General features: G+C 47.7%; 16 protein-coding genes, 1 tRNA gene, 6 rRNA genes and 1 pseudogene. 11 read left to right on the plus strand and 13 right to left on the minus strand.

Annotation, left to right across the window (positions count from 1 at the left end; genetic code table 11):
• Nucleotides 1-9 precede the first annotated feature (9 nt).
• From JM642_RS02410 to rrf (JM642_RS02425), 4 genes are all read left to right on the plus strand, one after another.
• A 23S ribosomal RNA gene (locus JM642_RS02410) occupies nucleotides 10-2,902 on the plus strand.
• 173 nt (nucleotides 2,903-3,075) lie between these two features.
• Nucleotides 3,076-3,191, plus strand: a 5S ribosomal RNA gene (gene rrf, locus JM642_RS02415).
• A gap of 31 nt (nucleotides 3,192-3,222) precedes the next feature.
• A tRNA-Thr gene (locus tag JM642_RS02420) sits at nucleotides 3,223-3,298 on the plus strand.
• Between the two features lie 35 nt (nucleotides 3,299-3,333).
• A 5S ribosomal RNA gene (rrf, locus tag JM642_RS02425) occupies nucleotides 3,334-3,449 on the plus strand.
• Nucleotides 3,450-3,575: 126 nt separating this feature from the next.
• Here rrf (JM642_RS02425) and JM642_RS02430 read toward each other — a convergent pair.
• A pseudogene (locus JM642_RS02430) lies at nucleotides 3,576-4,076 on the minus strand (IS630 family transposase); the annotation flags it as partial.
• A gap of 611 nt (nucleotides 4,077-4,687) precedes the next feature.
• Here JM642_RS02430 and JM642_RS02435 point away from each other — a divergent pair.
• The 3 genes from JM642_RS02435 to rrf (JM642_RS02445) all read left to right on the plus strand — a co-directional run bounded on the left by JM642_RS02435 (nucleotide 4,688) and on the right by rrf (JM642_RS02445) (nucleotide 9,731).
• Nucleotides 4,688-6,230: ribosomal RNA gene (locus tag JM642_RS02435) — 16S ribosomal RNA — on the plus strand.
• 319 nt (nucleotides 6,231-6,549) lie between these two features.
• Nucleotides 6,550-9,442, plus strand: a 23S ribosomal RNA gene (locus JM642_RS02440).
• Between the two features lie 173 nt (nucleotides 9,443-9,615).
• Nucleotides 9,616-9,731, plus strand: a 5S ribosomal RNA gene (rrf, locus tag JM642_RS02445).
• Together the 16S, 23S and 5S rRNA genes with 1 tRNA gene alongside form the textbook arrangement of a ribosomal RNA operon.
• A gap of 241 nt (nucleotides 9,732-9,972) precedes the next feature.
• Here rrf (JM642_RS02445) and hemB read toward each other — a convergent pair.
• From hemB to rraA, 12 genes are all read right to left on the minus strand, one after another.
• Nucleotides 9,973-10,983, minus strand: a complete 1,011-nt coding sequence (gene hemB, locus JM642_RS02450; protein WP_037422636.1) for a porphobilinogen synthase — start codon at nucleotides 10,981-10,983, stop codon at nucleotides 9,973-9,975.
• 9 nt (nucleotides 10,984-10,992) lie between these two features.
• Complete coding sequence (locus JM642_RS02455) at nucleotides 10,993-12,870, minus strand: diguanylate cyclase (protein ID WP_203432614.1); 1,878 nt, start codon at nucleotides 12,868-12,870, stop codon at nucleotides 10,993-10,995.
• The gene (locus JM642_RS02460; RefSeq protein ID WP_037430960.1) at nucleotides 12,863-13,666 is read right to left on the minus strand and encodes a TatD family hydrolase; all 804 of its coding nucleotides are present in this window, start codon (nucleotides 13,664-13,666) and stop codon (nucleotides 12,863-12,865) included. The genes JM642_RS02455 and JM642_RS02460 overlap by 8 nt, the downstream gene beginning before the upstream one ends.
• Nucleotides 13,666-14,196 (minus strand): hypothetical protein, encoded by a 531-nt coding sequence (locus JM642_RS02465; RefSeq protein WP_172588107.1) that lies wholly within the window; start codon nucleotides 14,194-14,196, stop codon nucleotides 13,666-13,668. Before JM642_RS02465 ends, JM642_RS02460 begins: the two co-directional genes overlap by 1 nt.
• A gap of 44 nt (nucleotides 14,197-14,240) precedes the next feature.
• Nucleotides 14,241-14,990, minus strand: coding sequence for a twin-arginine translocase subunit TatC (tatC, locus tag JM642_RS02470; protein ID WP_037422645.1), 750 nt, complete (start codon nucleotides 14,988-14,990; stop codon nucleotides 14,241-14,243).
• Nucleotides 14,991-14,993: 3 nt separating this feature from the next.
• Nucleotides 14,994-15,443, minus strand: a complete 450-nt coding sequence (gene tatB, locus JM642_RS02475; protein ID WP_037422648.1) for a Sec-independent protein translocase protein TatB — start codon at nucleotides 15,441-15,443, stop codon at nucleotides 14,994-14,996.
• A gap of 6 nt (nucleotides 15,444-15,449) precedes the next feature.
• Complete coding sequence (tatA, locus tag JM642_RS02480) at nucleotides 15,450-15,707, minus strand: Sec-independent protein translocase subunit TatA (RefSeq protein ID WP_037422651.1); 258 nt, start codon at nucleotides 15,705-15,707, stop codon at nucleotides 15,450-15,452.
• A gap of 59 nt (nucleotides 15,708-15,766) precedes the next feature.
• Nucleotides 15,767-17,416, minus strand: coding sequence for a ubiquinone biosynthesis regulatory protein kinase UbiB (gene ubiB, locus JM642_RS02485; RefSeq protein ID WP_037422654.1), 1,650 nt, complete (start codon nucleotides 17,414-17,416; stop codon nucleotides 15,767-15,769).
• Nucleotides 17,413-18,033: an SCP2 sterol-binding domain-containing protein gene (locus JM642_RS02490; protein ID WP_203432615.1), complete on the minus strand. Its 621-nt coding sequence runs from the start codon at nucleotides 18,031-18,033 to the stop codon at nucleotides 17,413-17,415. The genes ubiB and JM642_RS02490 overlap by 4 nt, the downstream gene beginning before the upstream one ends.
• Nucleotides 18,033-18,788, minus strand: coding sequence for a bifunctional demethylmenaquinone methyltransferase/2-methoxy-6-polyprenyl-1,4-benzoquinol methylase UbiE (gene ubiE / locus JM642_RS02495; protein WP_037422660.1), 756 nt, complete (start codon nucleotides 18,786-18,788; stop codon nucleotides 18,033-18,035). Before ubiE ends, JM642_RS02490 begins: the two co-directional genes overlap by 1 nt.
• A gap of 241 nt (nucleotides 18,789-19,029) precedes the next feature.
• Entirely contained in the window at nucleotides 19,030-20,082 is a 1,053-nt protein-coding gene (locus JM642_RS02500; protein WP_203432616.1) for a formimidoylglutamase, read from the minus strand.
• A gap of 130 nt (nucleotides 20,083-20,212) precedes the next feature.
• Nucleotides 20,213-20,698 (minus strand): ribonuclease E activity regulator RraA, encoded by a 486-nt coding sequence (rraA, locus tag JM642_RS02505; protein WP_037422666.1) that lies wholly within the window; start codon nucleotides 20,696-20,698, stop codon nucleotides 20,213-20,215.
• Between the two features lie 323 nt (nucleotides 20,699-21,021).
• On the opposite strand from rraA, the gene JM642_RS02510 reads away from it, so the two are divergent.
• From JM642_RS02510 to JM642_RS02525, 4 genes are all read left to right on the plus strand, one after another.
• Entirely contained in the window at nucleotides 21,022-21,270 is a 249-nt protein-coding gene (locus tag JM642_RS02510) for a YgjV family protein (protein ID WP_011073879.1), read from the plus strand.
• Nucleotides 21,271-21,621: 351 nt separating this feature from the next.
• On the plus strand, nucleotides 21,622-22,134 hold the full coding sequence (locus JM642_RS02515) for a phosphatase PAP2 family protein (protein WP_037422669.1): 513 nt from the start codon (nucleotides 21,622-21,624) through the stop codon (nucleotides 22,132-22,134).
• 72 nt (nucleotides 22,135-22,206) lie between these two features.
• Entirely contained in the window at nucleotides 22,207-23,247 is a 1,041-nt protein-coding gene (locus JM642_RS02520) for an MJ1255/VC2487 family glycosyltransferase (RefSeq protein WP_037422672.1), read from the plus strand.
• 140 nt (nucleotides 23,248-23,387) lie between these two features.
• Nucleotides 23,388-24,830, plus strand: a complete 1,443-nt coding sequence (locus JM642_RS02525) for a thioesterase (RefSeq protein ID WP_203432617.1) — start codon at nucleotides 23,388-23,390, stop codon at nucleotides 24,828-24,830.
• The last annotated feature ends 8 nt before the right edge of the window (nucleotides 24,831-24,838 follow it).

Below are 24,838 nucleotides of genomic sequence, written 5' to 3' on the forward strand. Positions count from 1 at the left end.
GGGTTGTATGGTTAAGCGACTAAGCGTATACGGTGGATGCCTTGGCAGTCAGAGGCGATGAAGGACGTAGTAACTTGCGAAAAGCGTTGGCGAGCTAGTAACAAGCATTTGAGCTAACGATGTCCGAATGGGGGAACCCGGCCGCATAAGCGGTCATCATGTGGTGAATACATAGCTACATGAGGCAAACGAGGGGAACTGAAACATCTAAGTACCCTTAGGAAAAGAAATCAACCGAGATTCCCCTAGTAGCGGCGAGCGAACGGGGATTAGCCCTTAAGTCAGAGGGGTGTTAGTGGAATGGTCTGGAAAGTCCAGCGGCACAGGGTGATAGCCCCGTACACGAAAACTAACCTTTGATGAAAACGAGTAAGGCGGGACACGTGATATCCTGTTTGAATATGGGGGGACCATCCTCCAAGGCTAAATACTCCTGACTGACCGATAGTGAACCAGTACCGTGAGGGAAAGGCGAAAAGAACCCCTGTGAGGGGAGTGAAATAGAACCTGAAACCGTATACGTACAAGCAGTGGGAGCGGTACTTGAGACCGTGACTGCGTACCTTTTGTATAATGGGTCAGCGACTTACGTTTTGTAGCGAGGTTAAGCGAATAGCGGAGCCGTAGGGAAACCGAGTGTTAACTGCGCGTTTAGTTGCAAGGCGTAGACCCGAAACCCGGTGATCTAGCCATGGGCAGGTTGAAGGTTGAGTAACATCAACTGGAGGACCGAACCGACTAATGTTGAAAAATTAGCGGATGACTTGTGGCTGGGGGTGAAAGGCCAATCAAACCGGGAGATATCTGGTTCTCCTCGAAAGCTATTTAGGTAGCGCCTCGAGCGAATACCATTGGGGGTAGAGCACTGTTAAGGCTAGGGGGTCATCCCGACTTACCAACCCTTTGCAAACTCCGAATACCAATGAGTACTACTCGGGAGACAGACGGCGGGTGCTAACGTCCGTCGTCAAAAGGGAAACAACCCAGACCGTCAGCTAAGGTCCCAAAGTGTATGTTAAGTGGGAAACGATGTGGGAAGGCTTAGACAGCTAGGATGTTGGCTTAGAAGCAGCCATCATTTAAAGAAAGCGTAATAGCTCACTAGTCGAGTCGGCCTGCGCGGAAGATGTAACGGGGCTAAACATACCACCGAAGCTACGGGTGCAATTCATTAGAGTTGCGCGGTAGAGGAGCGTTCTGTAAGCCGTTGAAGGTGAAGGGGTAACCCACACTGGAGGTATCAGAAGTGCGAATGCTGACATGAGTAACGATAAAGGGGGTGAAAAACCCCCTCGCCGAAAGACCAAGGGTTCCTGTCCAACGTTAATCGGGGCAGGGTGAGTCGACCCCTAAGGTGAGGCCGAAAGGCGTAATCGATGGGAAACAGATTAATATTTCTGTACTTCCGCTAACTGCGATGGAGAGACGGAGAAGGCTAGGCTAGCGCGGCGTTGGTAGTCCGCGTTTAAGGTGGTAGGTGGGTGACTTAGGCAAATCCGGGTCACTATACACTGAGAGCTGATGACGAGTCCCCAAGGGGATGAAGTAGTTGATGCCATGCTTCCAGGAAAATCTTCTAAGCTTCAGGTTAGCGGGAATCGTACCCCAAACCGACACAGGTGGTCGGGTAGAGAATACCAAGGCGCTTGAGAGAACTCGGCTGAAGGAACTAGGCAAAATGGTACCGTAACTTCGGGAGAAGGTACGCTCTTGTTGGTGATGAGACTTGCTCTCTAAGCTGACGGGAGTCGCAGATACCAGGTGGCTGCAACTGTTTATCAAAAACACAGCACTGTGCAAACTCGCAAGAGGAAGTATACGGTGTGACGCCTGCCCGGTGCCGGAAGGTTAATTGATTGGGTTATCGCAAGAGAAGCTCATGATCGAAGCCCCGGTAAACGGCGGCCGTAACTATAACGGTCCTAAGGTAGCGAAATTCCTTGTCGGGTAAGTTCCGACCTGCACGAATGGCGTAATGATGGCCACGCTGTCTCCAGCCGAGACTCAGTGAAGTTGAAATTGCGGTGAAGATGCCGTATACCCGCGGCTAGACGGAAAGACCCCGTGAACCTTTACTATAGCTTGGCACTGAACATTGACCCTACATGTGTAGGATAGGTGGGAGACTATGAAGTTGGAACGCTAGTTCTGATGGAGTCGTCCTTGAAATACCACCCTTGTAGTGTTGATGTTCTAACTTGGCCCCATTATCTGGGGTAAGGACAGTGCCTGGTGGGTAGTTTGACTGGGGCGGTCTCCTCCCAAAGAGTAACGGAGGAGCACGAAGGTTGGCTAAGTACGGTCGGACATCGTACGGTTAGTGCAATGGCATAAGCCAGCTTAACTGCGAGACAGACACGTCGAGCAGGTACGAAAGTAGGTCATAGTGATCCGGTGGTTCTGAATGGAAGGGCCATCGCTCAACGGATAAAAGGTACTCCGGGGATAACAGGCTGATACCGCCCAAGAGTTCATATCGACGGCGGTGTTTGGCACCTCGATGTCGGCTCATCACATCCTGGGGCTGAAGTCGGTCCCAAGGGTATGGCTGTTCGCCATTTAAAGTGGTACGCGAGCTGGGTTCAGAACGTCGTGAGACAGTTCGGTCCCTATCTGCCGTGGGCGTTGGATGATTGAGGGGAGTTGCTCCTAGTACGAGAGGACCGGAGTGAACGAACCGCTGGTGTTCGGGTTGTCATGCCAATGGCATTGCCCGGTAGCTATGTTCGGAATCGATAACCGCTGAAAGCATCTAAGCGGGAAGCGAGCCCCAAGATGAGTCATCCCTTGGACTTTAAGTCCACTAAAGAGCCGTTCGAGACTAGGACGTTGATAGGTCAGGTGTGTAAGCGTTGTGAGGCGTTGAGCTAACTGATACTAATGACTCGAGAGGCTTAACCATACAACCCAGATGGGTTTTGCTAAGTAGCACTTAGACGAATACAAACACTTAAGAAGTGGTCATAAAATGCTCCTGCATTTATGACATCAAGTACCTCCATGTACTTGTGAACTCAAACAGCTTTCCAAATTCATTTACTGCCCACATAAGATGGGGAGTAGATACCAAATTTGCTTGGTGACAATAGCATTGTGGTCCCACCTGATCCCATCCCGAACTCAGAAGTGAAACGCAATCGCGCCGATGGTAGTGTGGGGTCTCCCCATGTGAGAGTAGGTCATCGCCAAGCGCCTAATTTCATCTATTGATGATAAAAAATTGCTGATATGGCTCAGTCGGTAGAGCGCATCCTTGGTAAGGATGAGGTCCCCAGTTCGATTCTGGGTATCAGCACCATTATAGTCTAGTGTCATGTCCTAGAGAAAAATTTGCTTGGTGACAATAGCATTGTGGTCCCACCTGATCCCATCCCGAACTCAGAAGTGAAACGCAATCGCGCCGATGGTAGTGTGGGGTCTCCCCATGTGAGAGTAGGTCATCGCCAAGCGCCTAATTAAGCAATGAAGCCAGCTGAATAAGCTGGCTTTTTTGCATTTGGTGTTTTCAGTTTCTGCTTTTTTCACTTTTACATTCTCCCTTATACCATTCCGCATTAAAGCTCAGCCATCTTCGCCTATTCCCGAGAGTACATCTTTATCACGCGTTTTGTACAACTGATAAAGCTGTTCCATGCCTGGCTGCAGGCATCCACTATGTCCTCATATCCTTTAAAACAGCGATTGGCGAGATAATGTTAGCGCAGCCAACTCCATACCTGTTTGATGGGGTTTAGTTCTGGGGAATATGGCGGCAGTTTGAGGATCGACAGGTTAGGGATATCAGCAGCAATGTCATTGGTATGCCAACCCGCACCGTCCATTACCACGACTGCATGGCGGCCAGGTTTGGTGCGTTTTGCAATTAGCTCCAGGTGCTGGTGCATGATGTCCTTATTGGCGAATGGCGTGATGATGGCTTCAGTTTCTCCTGCTGCGGGACAGACTGCGCCGAACAGGTGCACATATTCAAACTGCTGCTGTTTTAGCGCTCTTGGTCTACTGCCTTTAGGGGCCCAAAGGCATGTCGTTGTATTTTGCAGGCCGAATCTGGCTTCGTCCTGAAACCAAATATCAATCGAGACTAAAAAAATCAGCCTCACAATTAACTTTGAATACGCACAGCTGTGAGTTCTTTTAACTTAAAGTTGAGTAATTAATTATTTAATCTAGTCATTAAACCTTCTCAGTGTGGATAACTCTGGGTATAACAAGTGTGTAGGCTGTGCCTAGCTTGGGTGTAACAATCTATTTGAAAATTAATCATAAAAACCTGAAAAAAGCGCTTGCACAAAAAGTTTCGCTGCCTATAATGCGCATCCACTGACACGGCACACAGCGAAAGCGAGCGCGGTTACAGTGCGAATCGAATGCAAAATGTGCAGTTGATTCGAAAGCCTCAAGAAGTTTGCAAAAACGCCTTGACGCGACAAGGGAAATGCGTAGAATACGTAGCCCTGACCCAGTGAGCGGTAACGCAAGCGATGAGGTCAAATGCTCTTTAACAATCTAAACAAGAAATCTGTGTGGACACTCACAGGTGTTGAGTTAATCGAAATTACTCTGCCGTTTGGCGAGTAATCAAAGAATTAAATCAATGAATGAGTGTTCATAGCAATATGTACAACGACTTATTAAGTTAAGTCGATTCAGAATTCATTGAGCCGAATCTTCGGATTCAAAAAACTTTTAATTGAAGAGTTTGATCATGGCTCAGATTGAACGCTGGCGGCAGGCCTAACACATGCAAGTCGAGCGGCAGCACAAGGGAGTTTACTCCTGAGGTGGCGAGCGGCGGACGGGTGAGTAATGCCTAGGGATCTGCCCAGTCGAGGGGGATAACAGTTGGAAACGACTGCTAATACCGCATACGCCCTACGGGGGAAAGAGGGGGACCTTCGGGCCTCTCGCGATTGGATGAACCTAGGTGGGATTAGCTAGTTGGTGAGGTAATGGCTCACCAAGGCGACGATCCCTAGCTGTTCTGAGAGGATGATCAGCCACACTGGGACTGAGACACGGCCCAGACTCCTACGGGAGGCAGCAGTGGGGAATATTGCACAATGGGGGAAACCCTGATGCAGCCATGCCGCGTGTGTGAAGAAGGCCTTCGGGTTGTAAAGCACTTTCAGTAGGGAGGAAAGGGTGAGTCTTAATACGGCTCATCTGTGACGTTACCTACAGAAGAAGGACCGGCTAACTCCGTGCCAGCAGCCGCGGTAATACGGAGGGTCCGAGCGTTAATCGGAATTACTGGGCGTAAAGCGTGCGCAGGCGGTTTGTTAAGCGAGATGTGAAAGCCCTGGGCTCAACCTAGGAATAGCATTTCGAACTGGCGAACTAGAGTCTTGTAGAGGGGGGTAGAATTCCAGGTGTAGCGGTGAAATGCGTAGAGATCTGGAGGAATACCGGTGGCGAAGGCGGCCCCCTGGACAAAGACTGACGCTCATGCACGAAAGCGTGGGGAGCAAACAGGATTAGATACCCTGGTAGTCCACGCCGTAAACGATGTCTACTCGGAGTTTGGTGTCTTGAACACTGGGCTCTCAAGCTAACGCATTAAGTAGACCGCCTGGGGAGTACGGCCGCAAGGTTAAAACTCAAATGAATTGACGGGGGCCCGCACAAGCGGTGGAGCATGTGGTTTAATTCGATGCAACGCGAAGAACCTTACCTACTCTTGACATCCACGGAAGAGACCAGAGATGGACTTGTGCCTTCGGGAACCGTGAGACAGGTGCTGCATGGCTGTCGTCAGCTCGTGTTGTGAAATGTTGGGTTAAGTCCCGCAACGAGCGCAACCCCTATCCTTATTTGCCAGCACGTAATGGTGGGAACTCTAGGGAGACTGCCGGTGATAAACCGGAGGAAGGTGGGGACGACGTCAAGTCATCATGGCCCTTACGAGTAGGGCTACACACGTGCTACAATGGCGAGTACAGAGGGTTGCAAAGCCGCGAGGTGGAGCTAATCTCACAAAGCTCGTCGTAGTCCGGATTGGAGTCTGCAACTCGACTCCATGAAGTCGGAATCGCTAGTAATCGTGGATCAGAATGCCACGGTGAATACGTTCCCGGGCCTTGTACACACCGCCCGTCACACCATGGGAGTGGGCTGCAAAAGAAGTGGGTAGCTTAACCTTCGGGGGGGCGCTCACCACTTTGTGGTTCATGACTGGGGTGAAGTCGTAACAAGGTAGCCCTAGGGGAACCTGGGGCTGGATCACCTCCTTACCTATACGACTAACTCGATGTTTGTTGAGTGTTCACACAGATGGCTTGTTGAACTTCCTGTAAGGGAAGGGAGAGCGACATGCACCGCGAGCCGGTATGCATTGTTCTTTAACAATTTGGAAAGCTGATAGTAATTAATACAATGATGTCTGTCGTTGTGTTAATACGAAAAAAATTGAGTTCTTAAAACACTTGTTAAGTGTCTTGAATATTCAAGTCTAAGGCGAGTCCATCTTCTTGGTCGAAGATGAGACAAGTAAAACCAGCTGGTCGCAACAGCGCAAGTGGCTCACGTAAGTGAAACCTATTTGGGTTGTATGGTTAAGCGACTAAGCGTATACGGTGGATGCCTTGGCAGTCAGAGGCGATGAAGGACGTAGTAACTTGCGAAAAGCGTTGGCGAGCTAGTAACAAGCATTTGAGCTAACGATGTCCGAATGGGGGAACCCGGCCGCATAAGCGGTCATCATGTGGTGAATACATAGCTACATGAGGCAAACGAGGGGAACTGAAACATCTAAGTACCCTTAGGAAAAGAAATCAACCGAGATTCCCCTAGTAGCGGCGAGCGAACGGGGATTAGCCCTTAAGTCAGAGGGGTGTTAGTGGAATGGTCTGGAAAGTCCAGCGGCACAGGGTGATAGCCCCGTACACGAAAACTAACCTTTGATGAAAACGAGTAAGGCGGGACACGTGATATCCTGTTTGAATATGGGGGGACCATCCTCCAAGGCTAAATACTCCTGACTGACCGATAGTGAACCAGTACCGTGAGGGAAAGGCGAAAAGAACCCCTGTGAGGGGAGTGAAATAGAACCTGAAACCGTATACGTACAAGCAGTGGGAGCGGTACTTGAGACCGTGACTGCGTACCTTTTGTATAATGGGTCAGCGACTTACGTTTTGTAGCGAGGTTAAGCGAATAGCGGAGCCGTAGGGAAACCGAGTGTTAACTGCGCGTTTAGTTGCAAGGCGTAGACCCGAAACCCGGTGATCTAGCCATGGGCAGGTTGAAGGTTGAGTAACATCAACTGGAGGACCGAACCGACTAATGTTGAAAAATTAGCGGATGACTTGTGGCTGGGGGTGAAAGGCCAATCAAACCGGGAGATATCTGGTTCTCCTCGAAAGCTATTTAGGTAGCGCCTCGAGCGAATACCATTGGGGGTAGAGCACTGTTAAGGCTAGGGGGTCATCCCGACTTACCAACCCTTTGCAAACTCCGAATACCAATGAGTACTACTCGGGAGACAGACGGCGGGTGCTAACGTCCGTCGTCAAAAGGGAAACAACCCAGACCGTCAGCTAAGGTCCCAAAGTGTATGTTAAGTGGGAAACGATGTGGGAAGGCTTAGACAGCTAGGATGTTGGCTTAGAAGCAGCCATCATTTAAAGAAAGCGTAATAGCTCACTAGTCGAGTCGGCCTGCGCGGAAGATGTAACGGGGCTAAACATACCACCGAAGCTACGGGTGCAATTCATTAGAGTTGCGCGGTAGAGGAGCGTTCTGTAAGCCGTTGAAGGTGAAGGGGTAACCCACACTGGAGGTATCAGAAGTGCGAATGCTGACATGAGTAACGATAAAGGGGGTGAAAAACCCCCTCGCCGAAAGACCAAGGGTTCCTGTCCAACGTTAATCGGGGCAGGGTGAGTCGACCCCTAAGGTGAGGCCGAAAGGCGTAATCGATGGGAAACAGATTAATATTTCTGTACTTCCGCTAACTGCGATGGAGAGACGGAGAAGGCTAGGCTAGCGCGGCGTTGGTAGTCCGCGTTTAAGGTGGTAGGTGGGTGACTTAGGCAAATCCGGGTCACTATACACTGAGAGCTGATGACGAGTCCCCAAGGGGATGAAGTAGTTGATGCCATGCTTCCAGGAAAATCTTCTAAGCTTCAGGTTAGCGGGAATCGTACCCCAAACCGACACAGGTGGTCGGGTAGAGAATACCAAGGCGCTTGAGAGAACTCGGCTGAAGGAACTAGGCAAAATGGTACCGTAACTTCGGGAGAAGGTACGCTCTTGTTGGTGATGAGACTTGCTCTCTAAGCTGACGGGAGTCGCAGATACCAGGTGGCTGCAACTGTTTATCAAAAACACAGCACTGTGCAAACTCGCAAGAGGAAGTATACGGTGTGACGCCTGCCCGGTGCCGGAAGGTTAATTGATTGGGTTATCGCAAGAGAAGCTCATGATCGAAGCCCCGGTAAACGGCGGCCGTAACTATAACGGTCCTAAGGTAGCGAAATTCCTTGTCGGGTAAGTTCCGACCTGCACGAATGGCGTAATGATGGCCACGCTGTCTCCAGCCGAGACTCAGTGAAGTTGAAATTGCGGTGAAGATGCCGTATACCCGCGGCTAGACGGAAAGACCCCGTGAACCTTTACTATAGCTTGGCACTGAACATTGACCCTACATGTGTAGGATAGGTGGGAGACTTTGAAGTTGGAACGCTAGTTCTGATGGAGTCGTCCTTGAAATACCACCCTTGTAGTGTTGATGTTCTAACTTGGCCCCATTATCTGGGGTAAGGACAGTGCCTGGTGGGTAGTTTGACTGGGGCGGTCTCCTCCCAAAGAGTAACGGAGGAGCACGAAGGTTGGCTAAGTACGGTCGGACATCGTACGGTTAGTGCAATGGCATAAGCCAGCTTAACTGCGAGACAGACACGTCGAGCAGGTACGAAAGTAGGTCATAGTGATCCGGTGGTTCTGAATGGAAGGGCCATCGCTCAACGGATAAAAGGTACTCCGGGGATAACAGGCTGATACCGCCCAAGAGTTCATATCGACGGCGGTGTTTGGCACCTCGATGTCGGCTCATCACATCCTGGGGCTGAAGTCGGTCCCAAGGGTATGGCTGTTCGCCATTTAAAGTGGTACGCGAGCTGGGTTCAGAACGTCGTGAGACAGTTCGGTCCCTATCTGCCGTGGGCGTTGGATGATTGAGGGGAGTTGCTCCTAGTACGAGAGGACCGGAGTGAACGAACCGCTGGTGTTCGGGTTGTCATGCCAATGGCATTGCCCGGTAGCTATGTTCGGAATCGATAACCGCTGAAAGCATCTAAGCGGGAAGCGAGCCCCAAGATGAGTCATCCCTTGGACTTTAAGTCCACTAAAGAGCCGTTCGAGACTAGGACGTTGATAGGTCAGGTGTGTAAGCGTTGTGAGGCGTTGAGCTAACTGATACTAATGACTCGAGAGGCTTAACCATACAACCCAGATGGGTTTTGCTAAGTAGCACTTAGACGAATACAAACACTTAAGAAGTGGTCATAAAATGCTCCTGCATTTATGACATCAAGTACCTCCATGTACTTGTGAACTCAAACAGCTTTCCAAATTCATTTACTGCCCACATAAGATGGGGAGTAGATACCAAATTTGCTTGGTGACAATAGCATTGTGGTCCCACCTGATCCCATCCCGAACTCAGAAGTGAAACGCAATCGCGCCGATGGTAGTGTGGGGTCTCCCCATGTGAGAGTAGGTCATCGCCAAGCGCCTAATTAAACAATGAAGCCAGCTGAATAGCTGGCTTTTTTGTTTTAGGCATTTGTAATTTCATTCTCTCTATTACTACTTCCTATTCATACTTCCTTTTATTCGCTTCTGCGATGACGATAGTTATTACCTACATATCGATTTGACCGACAGAGCAATAGTTTCAAAGGCTTTCTTCGAGCTAATAAAAAGGGCAGCGTTTGGCTGCCCTTTATGCTTGGCATTGGTTTTTAAACCCGATTATTTAGCTTCTTTTAGCCACTGTGCTGCACGTTTGGCGAAGTAGGTAAGAATGCCATCGGCACCGGCACGTTTGAAGCATAGTAGCGATTCCATGACGATAGCCTTTTCAGCTAACCAGCCATTTTGGATCGCGGCCATGTGCATGGCATATTCACCACTCACTTGGTAAGCAAAAGTAGGAACAGCTAACTCAGTTTTAACACGATGAACGATGTCGAGATATGGCATACCTGGTTTTACCATCACCATATCAGCACCTTCTTGGATATCGAGCGCCACTTCGTGTAGTGCTTCATCACTGTTAGCTGGATCCATTTGATAGCTATGCTTATTGCCACCTTTTAGGTTGCCTGCTGAGCCAACTGCATCACGGAATGGGCCATAGTAGCTCGAAGAGTATTTGGCTGAATAGGCCATGATCTGGGTATTAACATGGCCAGCTGCTTCCAGTGCTTGACGGATCGCGCCGATGCGGCCATCCATCATATCCGATGGCGCAACAATATCAGCGCCCGCTTCGGCATGGGACAAGGCTTGTTTAACTAAAATTTCTGTAGTGATGTCATTCAGGATATAGCCTGTTTCATCAATAATGCCGTCTTGACCATGGGTCGTGAAAGGATCTAGAGCCACGTCTGTCATAATGCCAAGTTGTGGGAAGGCCTTTTTGAGTTCACGTACAGCACGTTGCACTAGTGCGTCAGCATTGTAAGCTTCTTCTGCCATAAGAGACTTTTTCTCTGCTGGCGTGACAGGAAAGAGGGCAATTAAGGGGATGCCTAATTCAACAAGTTCTTCTGCTTCTTTGAGCAGTAAGTCGATCGAATAACGCTCCACACCTGGCATTGAAGCGACTTTTTCGCTGCGATTACTGCCTTCGAGCACAAACATAGGATAGATTAGGTCATTCACTGTTAGGTGATTCTCTGCCATCAGGCGACGGCTAAAATCATGTTTGCGCATGCGGCGCATTCTGCGCTGTGGGAAGGCACTGGTAATGATATTCACATTAGACTCCTAATTAGGTTCTGTTTGCGCTGGCGCATACAATTTCACTTGATTGCGTCCGCTATTTTTTGCTTGATAGAGGGCTTTATCTGCCTGCTCTAATAATTCGGTACTGTGTTGTTCATTCAAGATTACGTCGGCACTCACGCCGATACTGACGGTGAGTGGTATGGGTTTTCCTTCCCATTCAAGGCCGATACTAGCCACTGCATCTCTTATATTTTCAGCGACTTGAAGCGCACCATCCGCGTTGGTATTGGGGAGAATAATAGCAAACTCTTCTCCACCAAAACGTGATACTAGATCCGTTGGTCGTTTTAAATGCTGCTGCAATGTCTTCGTGATAAGTTTTAGGGCCTGATCACCTGCTAAATGGCCAAATTGATCATTGATAGATTTAAATCGATCTATATCGATCATTAATAGTGCTATTGGCGTTTCTTGACGACGACTTATACGGCTTTCTGCTAATAGGCGTTTATCGAAGGCACTGCGGTTTTTAGCCCCCGTTAAGCTGTCTATAGTGCTTTGTTCTGTGAGCTTTTGATTAACTTCATGCAATTCGCGCAGGGTAATTTCAAGTTCCAAAGTGCGCTCTTGCACCATTTGTTCCAGTCTTTCGTTAGTTTCTGCTTCTACTTTTAATGCATCTTCACGTGCGCTACGAATTTTTTGTGCTTGTTTTAGTGCTTCTTGTTGAATGCGTTGTTTGGCTTTACGTTCGTCGTTATAGCGGATAGCAAGCACGAGTGACATAAAGATGATTTCAAAGGTTAACCCCAGCATTACAGGTGTCTGAGGTTTGATATTCAGCTCGATAACGCCTAAATACAGTAAGCTACTCAGGCACGCACCCGTCAGCATACTCACCCAGCCAACAGTATAAAGTTTGGCTAATTTTTGCCCTCTAGCGGCTTGAATAATTGCGAGTATCATCATAATGATACTGAGCACGACAACCGAGATAATCTCAATGTAAAGTACAGTGCCATAACGCAAAAAGGGGACTAATAAACAGATTAAAAGGATATAAACGGCACTATAACGGCACATCAATAGCATGCGGCGATTATAGTATTTTAATTGTAAAATTTTTTCGGTAAACATTAAGGCGAAAGCCATAACTAAAGGGAGTAGCACAGGAACCATCAGTTGCTGCAATGTTGGCCAATTAGGCCAGAGGAAGCGGAATGCGAAACCATTAATCGTAGCAACTAAGAGAGTCATGCTAAGGACGTAGCCGGAGTAATAGCTGTAACTGAATGAACCAGAAGCTAACGCGATAAATAGACTGAAGATACCTATGGCGGCGAGTACCCCAAGCTGAAATCCATGTTCGACAGCTGTTGATTCCGCTATTTGCGCCAAATCGTTGGCCGACCACAAATTTAAAGGAACGGCCGCATTGCCTTCCGTTTCAATATGTATATAAAAGGTATGTTGTTCATTGGTGTTAATTTTAAAAGGGTATAGAAAAATATTACTCAGCAGTGGACGCTGTTTATAGGGAAGTGTATCTCCCATATACGTTGTGTTGACGAGTTGGTTATCTACAAGATGGTAAATAGTTACTTTATCTAATAAGGGATTATCTAAGGCAAGAATGCGTGAAAGGCTTTCGTTGTTACTACTAAGATTAACTGACAGCCAAAAATTATGCAGGCTAAGACGTTGAATATCTTTACTGGTAAACTTATGCCATTGTGCCTTGGGAAGTGCTTCAATGTCCGCTAACTGACTTTCAGAATGGGGATGAGTCACCATTAGCCAAGGTGTTAGACTGAGCGGCGTCGGAGTGTGTTCATTGATGTTGATTATGCTTGCGAAGCTACCAGATGATATGAGCATGCTGATAAGCAAAACCAATAAGCAACTTAATTTAGCCATTCTGTTGACTCAAATTAAAAAACGCTAGGCTATTTTGATAGCATTGTTTTGCAAATTCAGCCGGATCTTCTCCGCGTAGATTGGCAATATACCGAGCAATATAAGGCAAATATTCGGGTTTATTTTTACTGGATTTAGGCTTAGGACGCATGCTACGCGGCAGCAGATAAGGACTATCTGTTTCGATCAATAAGCGATCTTTTGGAATAAATGGCACTAGCGCTGCTAATTCTTGGCCGCGTCTTTCATCACAAACCCAACCTGTAATTCCTAGGTGTAAATCGAGATCGATATAAGCTTCCATTTGTGCTTGGCTGCCAGTAAAGCAGTGCAATAAAGCGCCGCGAAGATGTGGGCGGTACTCACTAACGATGCTTAAAAAATCACTATGGGCATCTCGCTCATGCATCAGAACGGGTTTTTGAAGGTCAATCGCCTGTTCTAATTGGGCGATAAATGCTTGGCGCTGGGCCGGACGGGGGGAAAAGTCCCTATTATAGTCTAGCCCGCACTCGCCTACAGCAACAACCTGTGGTGCTTCACATAAATTTGCGTGAATTTGTTTGGAATCAGTTTGCCATTCGCTAGCATGGTGGGGATGCACGCCTGCGGTGCAATAAAGCTGGTTAGGGTAGTTTTGGCATAATTGAATGGCTGCCGCGCTTTCACTTAAATCACTGCCAATAACAATTAACGGCGAAACCCCTTGGTCCGCCGCCGCTTGTATGATTTGCGCTATGTCTGGTTCGAGTGCGCTGCCAAGCAAGTTGACAGCGATATCTATATAAGATGACATTATTTTAGGCGTTTTACCCTCACCTTAGCATTACGACTTTCTGTGCCCATTAAGAAAGAGCTAAGCGCTGCTTTTTCGATAAATACTTTTTCACCGACTTTGAGATTGAATTTACGGTTTTCGGTTTGTTTCCAAACTTGGCCATTGGTAAAGGTAATTTTTAAAGCACCGTAGGCATCTTCTGCTATTGACTCCACATCGAGATAAATTTTGTCAGTCGTATTCTCTTGGACACGTTTAACTTCCATACCGAAATTATCTTCGACATTGGTCGCGGCGGCAGCAACAGGAGCTGCAGTCGCCACAGCTGCAGGGGCCGCTGCGGGAGTGACAACGGGGGCGACAGCTATCGGTGCCGTGGTGTTATTGGTCACTGTGGTGACTTGAATGCTTGCTGCGAGGTTGTCATAGCATACCAAGCGCTCGAGCTTGTCTGTTATCCCTGCACATTGAGTTAATTGCTGCTCAATACCGGCATTAGCCTGTGCAGATACCAGTAACACTGCACCAGTCAGTAGAGTTAAACGCATCCCAGTTTCCTTATTATTATTTTCCTCTAATGCCGATTGAGGCATTAGTCATTCGTTGGTTGTTCTTCGTCGGTCTCGTCATCAGGTTTACTGTAAAAACGAGCTGCAAATAATCCGCCTTCGAACAATAACAGCATTGGCACGGCAAGCATAGTTTGGGAAATAACATCAGGTGGTGTGAGCAGCATACCCACCACGAATGCGCCGACAATAATATAGGGGCGTTTTTGCTTGAGATCTTCAGGTGTTGTCACACCGGCCCAGCAGAGTAAAACAACGGCAATCGGGATCTCAAAGGATAAGCCGAATGCAAAAAATAATTTCAGTACAAAATCAAGATAGCTGCTGATATCGGTTGCAACTTGTACTCCCTCTGGAGCCGTGTTGGCAAAAAAGCCAAATACAACTGGGAATACAACGTAATAAGCGAAGGCTATACCTAAATAAAATAGCACTGTGCTGCTAAAAAGTAGCGGCATAACTAAGCGTTTTTCATGCTTATACAAACCCGGTGCTACGAAGGACCAAATTTGAAAGAGCACATAGGGTACGGCCACAAAAAATGACAGAACTAATGTCAGTTTAAAAGGGGCGAAGAAAGGTGCGGCCACATCGGTCGCAATCATACTGCCACCTAAGGGCAAAGACTGCATTAAAGGGATTGCCATGTAATGGTAAATATCATTTGCCCAATACACACTACAAATAAATACAATCAATACACTGGCAATGGATTTAAGCAGCTTGGACCTAAGTTCAAGCAAATGGCTGATAAGTGGCTGCTGTTGCGACATGAATTATCCGTTAGCTTTCGGGTTAGAACGGGTATCCTCGCCCTGAATGGACTCACTATGTGGGGCGGAGGAAGCCGAAGTTGGACTCGCCTCGGTAGAAACCGTTTGGCTTGCAGGATTGTGGATCTGGTTTTCCTGTGCACTGGGAATATCTTGCACTTGGTAAGGACGATTCACTGACTGCGCGGCTTGCTTCAATTGATCGATTGACTCTTGCAGCTCGGGAGAGAGGTTAGATAAACCTTTGCTCTCCGCTTTTTTGAGGTCGGCGTGCAACTGCTCGATCTTTAGCTCTTGCTCAAGTTCTTCTTTGACTGAGTTGGCCATGCGTTTCATCGCGCGGATCCAACTGGTTACTGAACGTACTGCAACCGGTAGACGTTCGGGGCCAAGAACGACCAGCCCCAGAACACCGATCAGCAGCAGCTCCATAAAGCCGATACCGTCAAACATAAAGAGTTACGCCTGTTCTTTGTGAGACTCAGGTTTCTTTTCAGTCGCCTGTTGAGTTGGTTGTGCGGTTTGTGCAGTTTGCACTGGTTTTGCCGCTTCAGTGTCTTCTAGCGCCTTTTTATCTTCTTCTGAAGACATGGCGTTTTTGAAGCCCTTAACAGCACCACCTAAGTCACCACCCAAAGAGCGTAATTTCTTAGTTCCAAACAATAAGACAACGATTAACGCGATGATAAGAAGTTGCCAAATACTAATGCCACCCATGAAGGTATCCTCTTAATTGATATCGGTTCTATTATGAACCTCTGATTAATTAGTGCTAGCTAAAATTTACGATTCTTTGGCCTAGATCGCCATCCGATAATCCACAGTACCGTACCTGAAATCAGGCACACGTAAGGGCTCAACAGTGTAGCGTCTTGGTTGAACAATAACGTGCCACAGATCAATAAAATTGCAGAAGTGATGAGTAAGTAATTACTCTTATGTGCTTGCTGCTGGTATTTCAGATACTTATCTAGCATTTGTTGCTGAGAACTCAGCAATTTCCTGCCTAATTTAAGGTTGTCATAAATTAGTTCAGGGAATTCCGGAAGTTTATCAGACCAATATGGCAGTTTTGTGGATACCTTTTTAAACATGGCTTTAGGTCCCACTTGCTCGGCCATCCACTGCTCTAAAAAGGGTTTAGCGGTCTGCCAGAGATCCAGCTGCGGATAGAGCTGACGGCCTAAACCTTCAATATACAGCAAAGTCTTTTCGAGCAGCACGAGCTGAGGCTGCACGACGATATCAAAATGCCGTGCGGTACGGAACAGCTCTAACAACACATGCCCAAAGGATATTTCATCTAAGGGCTTGTTAAACATGGGTTCACACACGACCTTGATGGCTTGTTCAAAAGCTTGCAGATCGGTTTTTTCCGACACCCAGCCCGACTCAATATACAGCTGTGCGATGCGGTGATAATCACGATTGAAAAACGCGAGGAAGTTTTCCGCGAGATAGCGCTTATCGACCTCGCTGAGCGTGCCCATAATGCCGCAATCAAGGCCGATGTAGTAAGGATTTTCGGGATGTTCGCGGGAGATAAAAATATTTCCCGGATGCATATCCGCGTGGAAAAAGTTATCGCGGAACACTTGGGTGAAAAATAGCTCTACGCCCCGTTCGGCTAGCAGTTTAAAGTTTGTGCCTTGTGCCTTAAGTGCAGCGATATCCGATACTGGAATACCGTAAATCCGTTCCATCACCATCAAACGTGGATAACAAAACTCTTCATATACATAAGGAATATAGAGCGCGTCTGAGTCGAGGAAGTTATTACGTAGCTTAATGGCATTGAGGGCCTCAAGCTTAAGGTTGAGCTCCCCTAAAATGGTGACGCGGTAATCTTCAATTACCTCGGCTGGGCGTAGTCGGTTACCTTCGCCAAGAAGATAATCGATGACCTTCGCCGTTTGCGACATCAGCAGGAGATCAGCCTGGATTTTAGTTTCTACGTTCGGGCGCAGCACTTTTAATACCACGGCCTTGCCATTGGATTTAAGCGTGGCGGTATGCACTTGGGAAATCGAGGCCGAGGCTAATGGCGTTTCATTAAAGTCATCAAAGAAGGTCTCGATTGGTGCTTTAAGCTCAGCTTCTATCGCGAGTCGGGCGAGTGCGCCATCGAAGGGAGGGACTTTATCCTGCAACATGGCAAGCTCTGTCGCCCATTCATCACTCAGTAAGTCACGGCGGGTGGAGAGCATTTGCCCTAGCTTGATATACACAGGGCCAAGCTCTTGCATTGCTAGCTTTAAGCGCTCGCCACCGGATTTACCTTTGTGTTTATTACGGATCCAAAACAGACTATTGCGGGCGAGTTTAAAGTACCAAGGGGTCATCTTTGGCGGTAAAACATCATCTAACCCATATTGCAATAGGGTCTTAATCACATGATAACCGCGGCGGATACTGGCAAGGGTCATGGCTTAATTGAGTCTCTTAATTGGGCAATCCGTTGTTCGAGCGCGCGAGTGTCGGTAACTAAGTCATTTATTTGATCGCACAAATGAATAAGCTCAATCCGATGGGGCGCAAGCCGATACTCTTCGATAGCGAGTTGCCCCAAATGGGAGCGGGTTTTACGCAATACTTCAAGTGCCAAACCTTTTGCCTGATGGCTTGTACTGATGAGCTTGTGAGTGGGGCCGTCACCCAAATAACGCGAAATGGGTTCGGCAAAATCAAACTCTATGCTACGTAGATATTGGCTAAAGCTTTGTAATAAGTTCAGATCGCCTTCGAGCTTGAGCTTATCTTGCTTGATAAGTTCAGTCAGGTTGGCACCTTCTGACACGCGATAAAGTGTCGTTGCATCAGCGTGCAGACTGACATCGACATCACCTTCATAGCGACTCAGTACTTGGATTTCTTTGGCAAAGACCAAGTAAATTGGCCAGTTGAGTTGCGTTAATTGAATACGAAATACTTTGCCATGTAGCTGGCGCTGGCGCGCATAGGCGTCGCCCGCTTGGGTCTGAAGTTGTTTCAGACCCATCTCAATAGCGGCGCAGGCAAGTAACACCACTTCTTGCGGCATCATTAGAATTTATAACCACGGTGCAGGGCGACAATGCCATCGGTCATATTGGTGTAATCGACCTGTTCAAAGCCCGCATCCACCATCATTTGCTTAAGAGTGTCTTGATCTGGATGCATCCGAATGGATTCGGCCAAGTACTCATAGCTGTCAGCGTCTTTAGTAATGAGTTCACCCATCTTTGGTAAGACTTTGAAGCTATATAAATCATACACTTTACGCATGATTTCATGCTGGGGCTTAGAAAACTCTAATACCAATAACTTACCACCTGGCTTAAGTACGCGGTTCATAGAACGAAGCGCTGCGTCTTTGTCTGTTACGTTACGCAGACCAAAGGCTATGGTGATGATATCGAAGTGATTATCGGGGAAGGGCAGTGCTTCGGCATTGGCTTGCACGTAGCTGACATTGTTAACAATGCCTTTGTCTCGTAGCTTAGTGCGGCCCACTTTTAGCATAGAATCGTTGATATCAGCTAAAACCACTTCGCCTTTATCGCCCACTAAGTGAGAGAATTTAGCGGTTAAATCGCCCGTACCACCGGCAAGGTCAAGCACCTTCATACCCGGACGAGCGCCAGATACTTCAATGGTGTAGCGTTTCCAAAAACGGTGAATACCGAAGGACATAACGTCATTCATGATATCGTACTTGGCGGCAACCGAATGGAACACGCCAGCAACGAGATCGGCCTTTTTATCCGCCTCTACGGTTTTATAACCAAAGTGGGTATTTTTAGATTCACCCTCAGACATCAATGTATTCCTATTGTTTTGCAAAGTATTAGTGGCGAGTGTAAGCCATCGCCTGCATTTGCTGAATCTTTGATCTATCACTCTGTGATCGAGCTAGTAAACTCTCCTCAAGGCGTTAGCTTAAAGAGTTTGGCTTTTGCCAGTGTTTAGTGTGCCGACCCGATAAAATGGACTGGCATTAGACCACAATATCAGGATTTGGTGAATAGCTTCGCGCCCGTAAGGACACAAGCAAACGAGGCTATCGGGCTAAAAATTGGCATCTTGCTTGTACATAGGCATAAATTAACTCGCTGATACTTTGACCCACGTCCCTAAAGCCCGCCTCTATGCCGGCCTCATGACAGCTTGGGGCGGCTTCGGCTAAATGTAAATAAGCACAGGGACATCGGCTGGCGATATAGCTAATGTAGTGGGCGGCATCGAGTAGGGGAATTCCCGCAGCTGTGGAGGCACTGCTCGGCATTTTGGCGATGGCATCGACATCCAACTCTAACGCTACTGGGAGCGAGGTTTGGTTAAGTTTGTTAGCAATATCCTGTAGCGCCTGCGTCAGGCTAATCTCTCGGCGAATCCAAATTTGTTGCAGACTATGCCAAGTGCCACCAAACTCGGTGAGTTGTTGTAAATTGGCCTCGCTGTTTTTGAGCTCGTGCAAACCGAGCACATGGTAATACCCCAGCGCACCGCGATTGGCGGCGTAACTAAAGCCATTACCGCTGTGACGCCCTTCGAGCAGGCGAAAATCACTGTGCGGATCTAAATTCACTGCGGCAACTTGGCGTTGATAATGGGCCGAGGTCGCCATTAACAGGCCATAGGCATTGTTGTGGCCGCCACCAATCACTATGGGTTCAAGCCCTGCCGCTTGTATGGCGCTGACTAGTTTAATCACTCGTTCATCGAGCCGCTCAACTGCTTGGCGTAGATGGGTTAGGCTCGCGCCTTCGCCATCCTGTGCCTGTAATTGCAGATCCGCCGTATGAACTTGCCCTAAAATCAGGCATTCGGCGCCCGAAAGAAAACGATTCGACTGTAAATTCAACCACTGGCGCATGCTGGTGGTAAAGGCGTCGGTGGCACCGCCTCTGCCTAGGTTAGCCCGTGGGCCGATATCTTCACCCACTCCGACAATGGCAAATTGAGCACCATGGGCTTTAGCGGTGGTGAGTATCGTTTCTAATGGATGTTCATGGTTAGCCAAGTGTACGCATTGGCCTATTTTGGTCTCACCGACTCGCGGGCTAACGAGATTGGCGATATCGGCTTGGGTAAATGGGATAAATTCAGACATAGATTAGTATTCTTATCGGGTAGGGACTGGGATATTGTGGCGTACCCAAGGACGAATATTCAATGGTACTTAATGGTATCAGCCAACAAAAAAGCCAGCTTAGCTGGCTTTCTTTCGATGTTATTTAGCATTACTCAATATCGAGTGGTTCTGGCGATAGAATGACGCCAGTGTTATCGGCATAGATATGATCGCCTGGGAGGAAGGTCACGCCGCCAAAGTTGACCGGGATATCGACTTCACCCACTGAATTGCCATCGGCGCCCACAGGAATTGAAGCAAGGGCTTGAATGCCGATGTCTAATTCTTCCAGCGCATCCACATCGCGTACTGAACCGTAAACGATAATGCCTTCCCAGTTGTTGTTGACTGCGATTTCTGCGATAGATGCATCGATCAGGGCGCGGCGTAATGAACCACCACCGTCAACCAGCAAGACTTTACCTTGGCCATCTTCTTGTAAGACCTCGGTGATTAGGCCGTTGTCTTCAAAGCACTTAATGGTGCTGATAGAACCGCCAAAAGAGCTACAACCACCGTAGTTACTGAACATGGGCTCGACTACATCTACGACATCTAAGTACATGTCACATAGTTCTGAGGTGTTGTATTCCATATTTACACTCCTATTGATCCGCGTTGCGTACAGTTTAGCGAGTTTACGCCAGTATAAAAGGGATTCCTGAAAAGAAAAGTGTTATCAATCACGGTATTGTTGCACTTGGACGTTAACACTTATGTTGTAAACTTTCGTCACTTAACAGGTGTTTATCCTCAAAACTTGATATCGGTCATTAAATAACGGTTTTTTATTACAACTCTGTTGCGCGTTTTGGTATTATATCCCAAGTTTAAATTAACTTACTTAACTTAATTTGCTTTAGGGGCAAGGACCCCCCGTTACGCTTATGGACGGTAGAGGGCCTTCGAGAGGTGCCTATGGAAGCTGTAAACACGATTGAAATTATTGGTTATTTTGCCTCAGTAATGGTGGCAATTTCACTTATGATGAAGAATATCATCTGGTTAAGATGGTTAAACTTTGTCGGTTGTACCTTGTTTGTTATCTATGGCGTATTTATTTCAGCTTGGCCTGTTGCGGGGATGAACGCCTTTGTTGCCTGTATCAATATTTACCATTTGACGAAAATTTACCGCGCTAAAGCGCTGGAACAAGCTGTCGCTTGAAGGTTTTCTGACAGTGCTGCCCGTTCATAGCAACTGGGCAGCACTGTATTCTCCCCGTACGTTTTCCCTCTTGCTCCAATTGATAGCTTCATTCCTCGCCATTTTCGCCACATATGTCATAAAACTTTAGGCCTGATGTCACTTTACCGTCATCGGTATTTCTTAGTCTCACCTTAACACTGAGCACTTAAGCCATCTCTGTTTAAGTTGTCGTAGGTTTAGCGTGGGGTTCTATCGTGAAATAGTCGTCTGACAGGGCGTTAACACATGCAGACGCTAACAGCTGTCGAGAGAATGCACTCATTAACATCGCCATGATACTCGCTGGCATGCCAGCAAGGAGCCTGTTTTATGTTGAGTTACATTGCAGACTTAGATAAGCGCATGTTTTACCGCATTGTGGATTTGAGCCAACGTCACGGTGTTTATGCTTGGGCGAAGCGGATATCGGCAACTGGTGATGGGCATGTGTATCTGTATCTCTCTGTTGGGTTGATGCTGACACACTCCCAAGGGCAGAACCTGTTCAATCTGCTGTTGGCGAGTTTTTTGATTGAATTGCCGTTGTACATATTACTCAAAAATAGCATTCGCCGTACTCGACCCTGTCATGCCTTGGTTGGGTTTGAAAGCGGCTTTGAACCCTCAGATCGTTTTAGCCTACCTTCGGGACACACGGCGGCCGCCTTTGTGATGGCCACAAGTGTGGCGCAGGTGTATCCCGTGGCTGCGCCTTTTGCTTACGTATGGGCGCTCTGTATTGGTGCCTCACGTATTGCGCTTGGGGTGCATTACCCCTCAGATATTGTCGCCGGTGTTCTGTTAGGTACGGGGGCTGTTTTGCTTGTGCATCCCGTGATTTAACACAATCAGGCACTCATTCGTTGGATACCTCCTTGATTCACCACTCTTTCATTCACAGTTAAAGGATAAGCAATGCGAATACTCTACGGAGTTCAAGGCACAGGGAATGGTCATTTAAGTCGTGCTCGAGTGATGGCAAAGGCCTTAGTTGAGCACAATATTCAAGTCGACTTTTTGTTTTCGGGGCGCAAGCCTGAAGATTTTTTCGATATGGAGTGTTTTGGGGATTACCGCGTCCAAGCAGGGATGACTTTTGCTACGCACTCAGGGCGAGTCAATATCACGCAAACGGTGAAGCAGAATTGTTCCTTATCGTTGCTTAAGGATATTCAAGCGCTGGATCTGAGTTGCTATGACCTCGTTCTAAATGATTTTGAACCCGTATCCGCATGGGCGGCGAGGCGCCAGGGAGTCCCCTCGATTGGGATAAGCCACCAAGCTGCATTGACTCATCCTGTGCCTAAATTGGGAAGTACTTGGTTGAATGAGTTACTACTCAACTACTTTGCACCGGTAGATGTGGCTTTAGGATGCCATTGGCATCATTTTGGTTTTCCGATCTTGCCTCCCTTTGTCGAAGTGGATGTCAGCCCTATTGAACATACCCATCAAATATTGGTGTATTTACCCTTCGAAGAGGCGGATGTGATTGCCGATTTTTTTAAGCCTTTTACGGATTATCAGTTTTTGGTGTATCACGCCAAGCAGCCTAAAGCACCACTTGCCGATCATATTCAATGGTATGGGTTTAATCGTGATGGATTTAAACAGCATTTAGCGAGCTGCGGTGGTGTCATCGGCAATGCGGGATTTGAGCTGGCGAGTGAGGCGCTAACCTTAGGTAAAAAGTTGTTGGTCAAGCCGCTGATTGGTCAATTCGAGCAGCTATCGAATGTGGCAGCGCTACAATTATTGGGCGCGGGTGACAGTATGATGAGCTTAGATATCAGCGCGGTTAAGCGTTGGCTTAAGGCCGCATCGCCAAATCCCATTGCCTATCCGCAAGTCGGTGATGCTTTAGTGAAATGGATAGGGAGTGGTCAGTGGCAGCACACCGCGCCATTGTGCGCCGATCTTTGGAGCCAAGTGAAATTGCCAGACACATGGCGCTAAGATTGATGTGAGCACTGTGATAAAAGGTTATTTCCGCTCTAGCTGGGAATCAGGGGTTAGCGTATAATTTGGCCAATTTGCTGTTATCCCCAGCAGCGTGTCTTTATTGGCCTAGTCTGGCCACAATTTAGTTGTCATAAATGAGCCTTAAGAAGTTTACTCAGTACAAGTTACTGTTTTTAATGTTGTTGTCCCTCGGTATTTTGCTTCCTTTTATTCCCGACCAAGCCTACCACATGCCCGGCCCTGATACTGCCAAGCAAAATCTGCATGTGATTGAATTTAACGATCAAGGCCTGCCCCACAATGATGGACAATGGCAAGCGCTTAAGGCGCGGATTTTACAACCCAATAATGGCACTGCGCCTGAGTTGCTGATTTTTGTCCATGGCTGGCACCACAGTGCCAATCCCAAGGATGAAAATTTTGTCGCTTTCGAACAGTTTTATCAGCAAATGGCTGCCTCTGATTCTCAACGAAACTTGCTCGGCTTATACATCGGCTGGCGGGGAGATAAGTACGATCCTTTCTGGCTCGATGGTTCGGATGATGCTACTAGTTGGATTGAACCATTGGATTTCCCGACTATTTTGCAGCGTAAAGCCGTAGCAAAACGCATAGGGCAAACGGGTTTATCGCAGTTACTGGATAGATTGGATGGATTGGTCGCTGAGCATCAGTTACTGCGTTATACCGTTATCGGTCATAGTCTTGGTGGCTTAGTCGTGTTGCACGCCAGCAAAGATAGAATTAAGGCGGCTATCGATACTGAGCAAGATAACCCGAATCTATTCTTACTGTTAAACCCAGCAGCGCCAGCGCAGGATTTTAAGCCGCTCGATACTTTGATGAGCTTAGATAGGCAAAAACCGAGTATGGTGGTGTTGCAATCTAAGGGCGATTTTGCGGTAAAAGAGGCGTTTAATTACATAAAAGATGGCGAACGGGCACTGGGTAACTCTTGGGCTATAACCCATGATATCGATAAATGTTCAGGCGGTAACTGTGCTACGCCGATGAAAATGCCTTCAGCATTAATGGCTCACGATCAGCTTCCCGGTTGTATGATGACGTTGCCGCATTCGGGCTGGAAAATTCGAGCCCGCTTACAGGCAAGGCGCAGTGTGCAGACCTGTCCCGATGCCAATATGCAGGCGGTTTGGGTGCTGGCTGTGTCCGATGAAATTGTCTCTGGGCATAATGGGATCTTAACGTCGGATCACGCTAAGGCGCTGTCCGAGGTGATGGGTATGATTGATTTATATCGAAATCAATTGCCTAAACATGCGGTTGAAAGCCCTGCGAATGAAGATTTAGCCACCCTTGCGCCAGAGCCTGAAGCCACAAATACCACCAGTGGCCAAACGAGTACTCCAGACGAGCCTGTGGTTATTGTTGAACCTGTTGCTGAAGCTGAAAAACCATCACAGCAACCAGAGCCTCCAGTACCGATAAAGACAGAATCAACCTTGGAATTGCCACCGCGGGAAGGTGTAAAGGAAGAATCGCCACAGGCTAATCCAGCGAATGAGCATCAACCGCTAGAGGAAACGCCACCTCGACCTAAAGTTGAGAATGAGTAACTTATTTC

This window comes from Shewanella sp. LZH-2 (assembly GCF_016859145.1).
GTDB classification, from domain to species: Bacteria; Pseudomonadota; Gammaproteobacteria; order Enterobacterales; family Shewanellaceae; genus Shewanella; species Shewanella xiamenensis.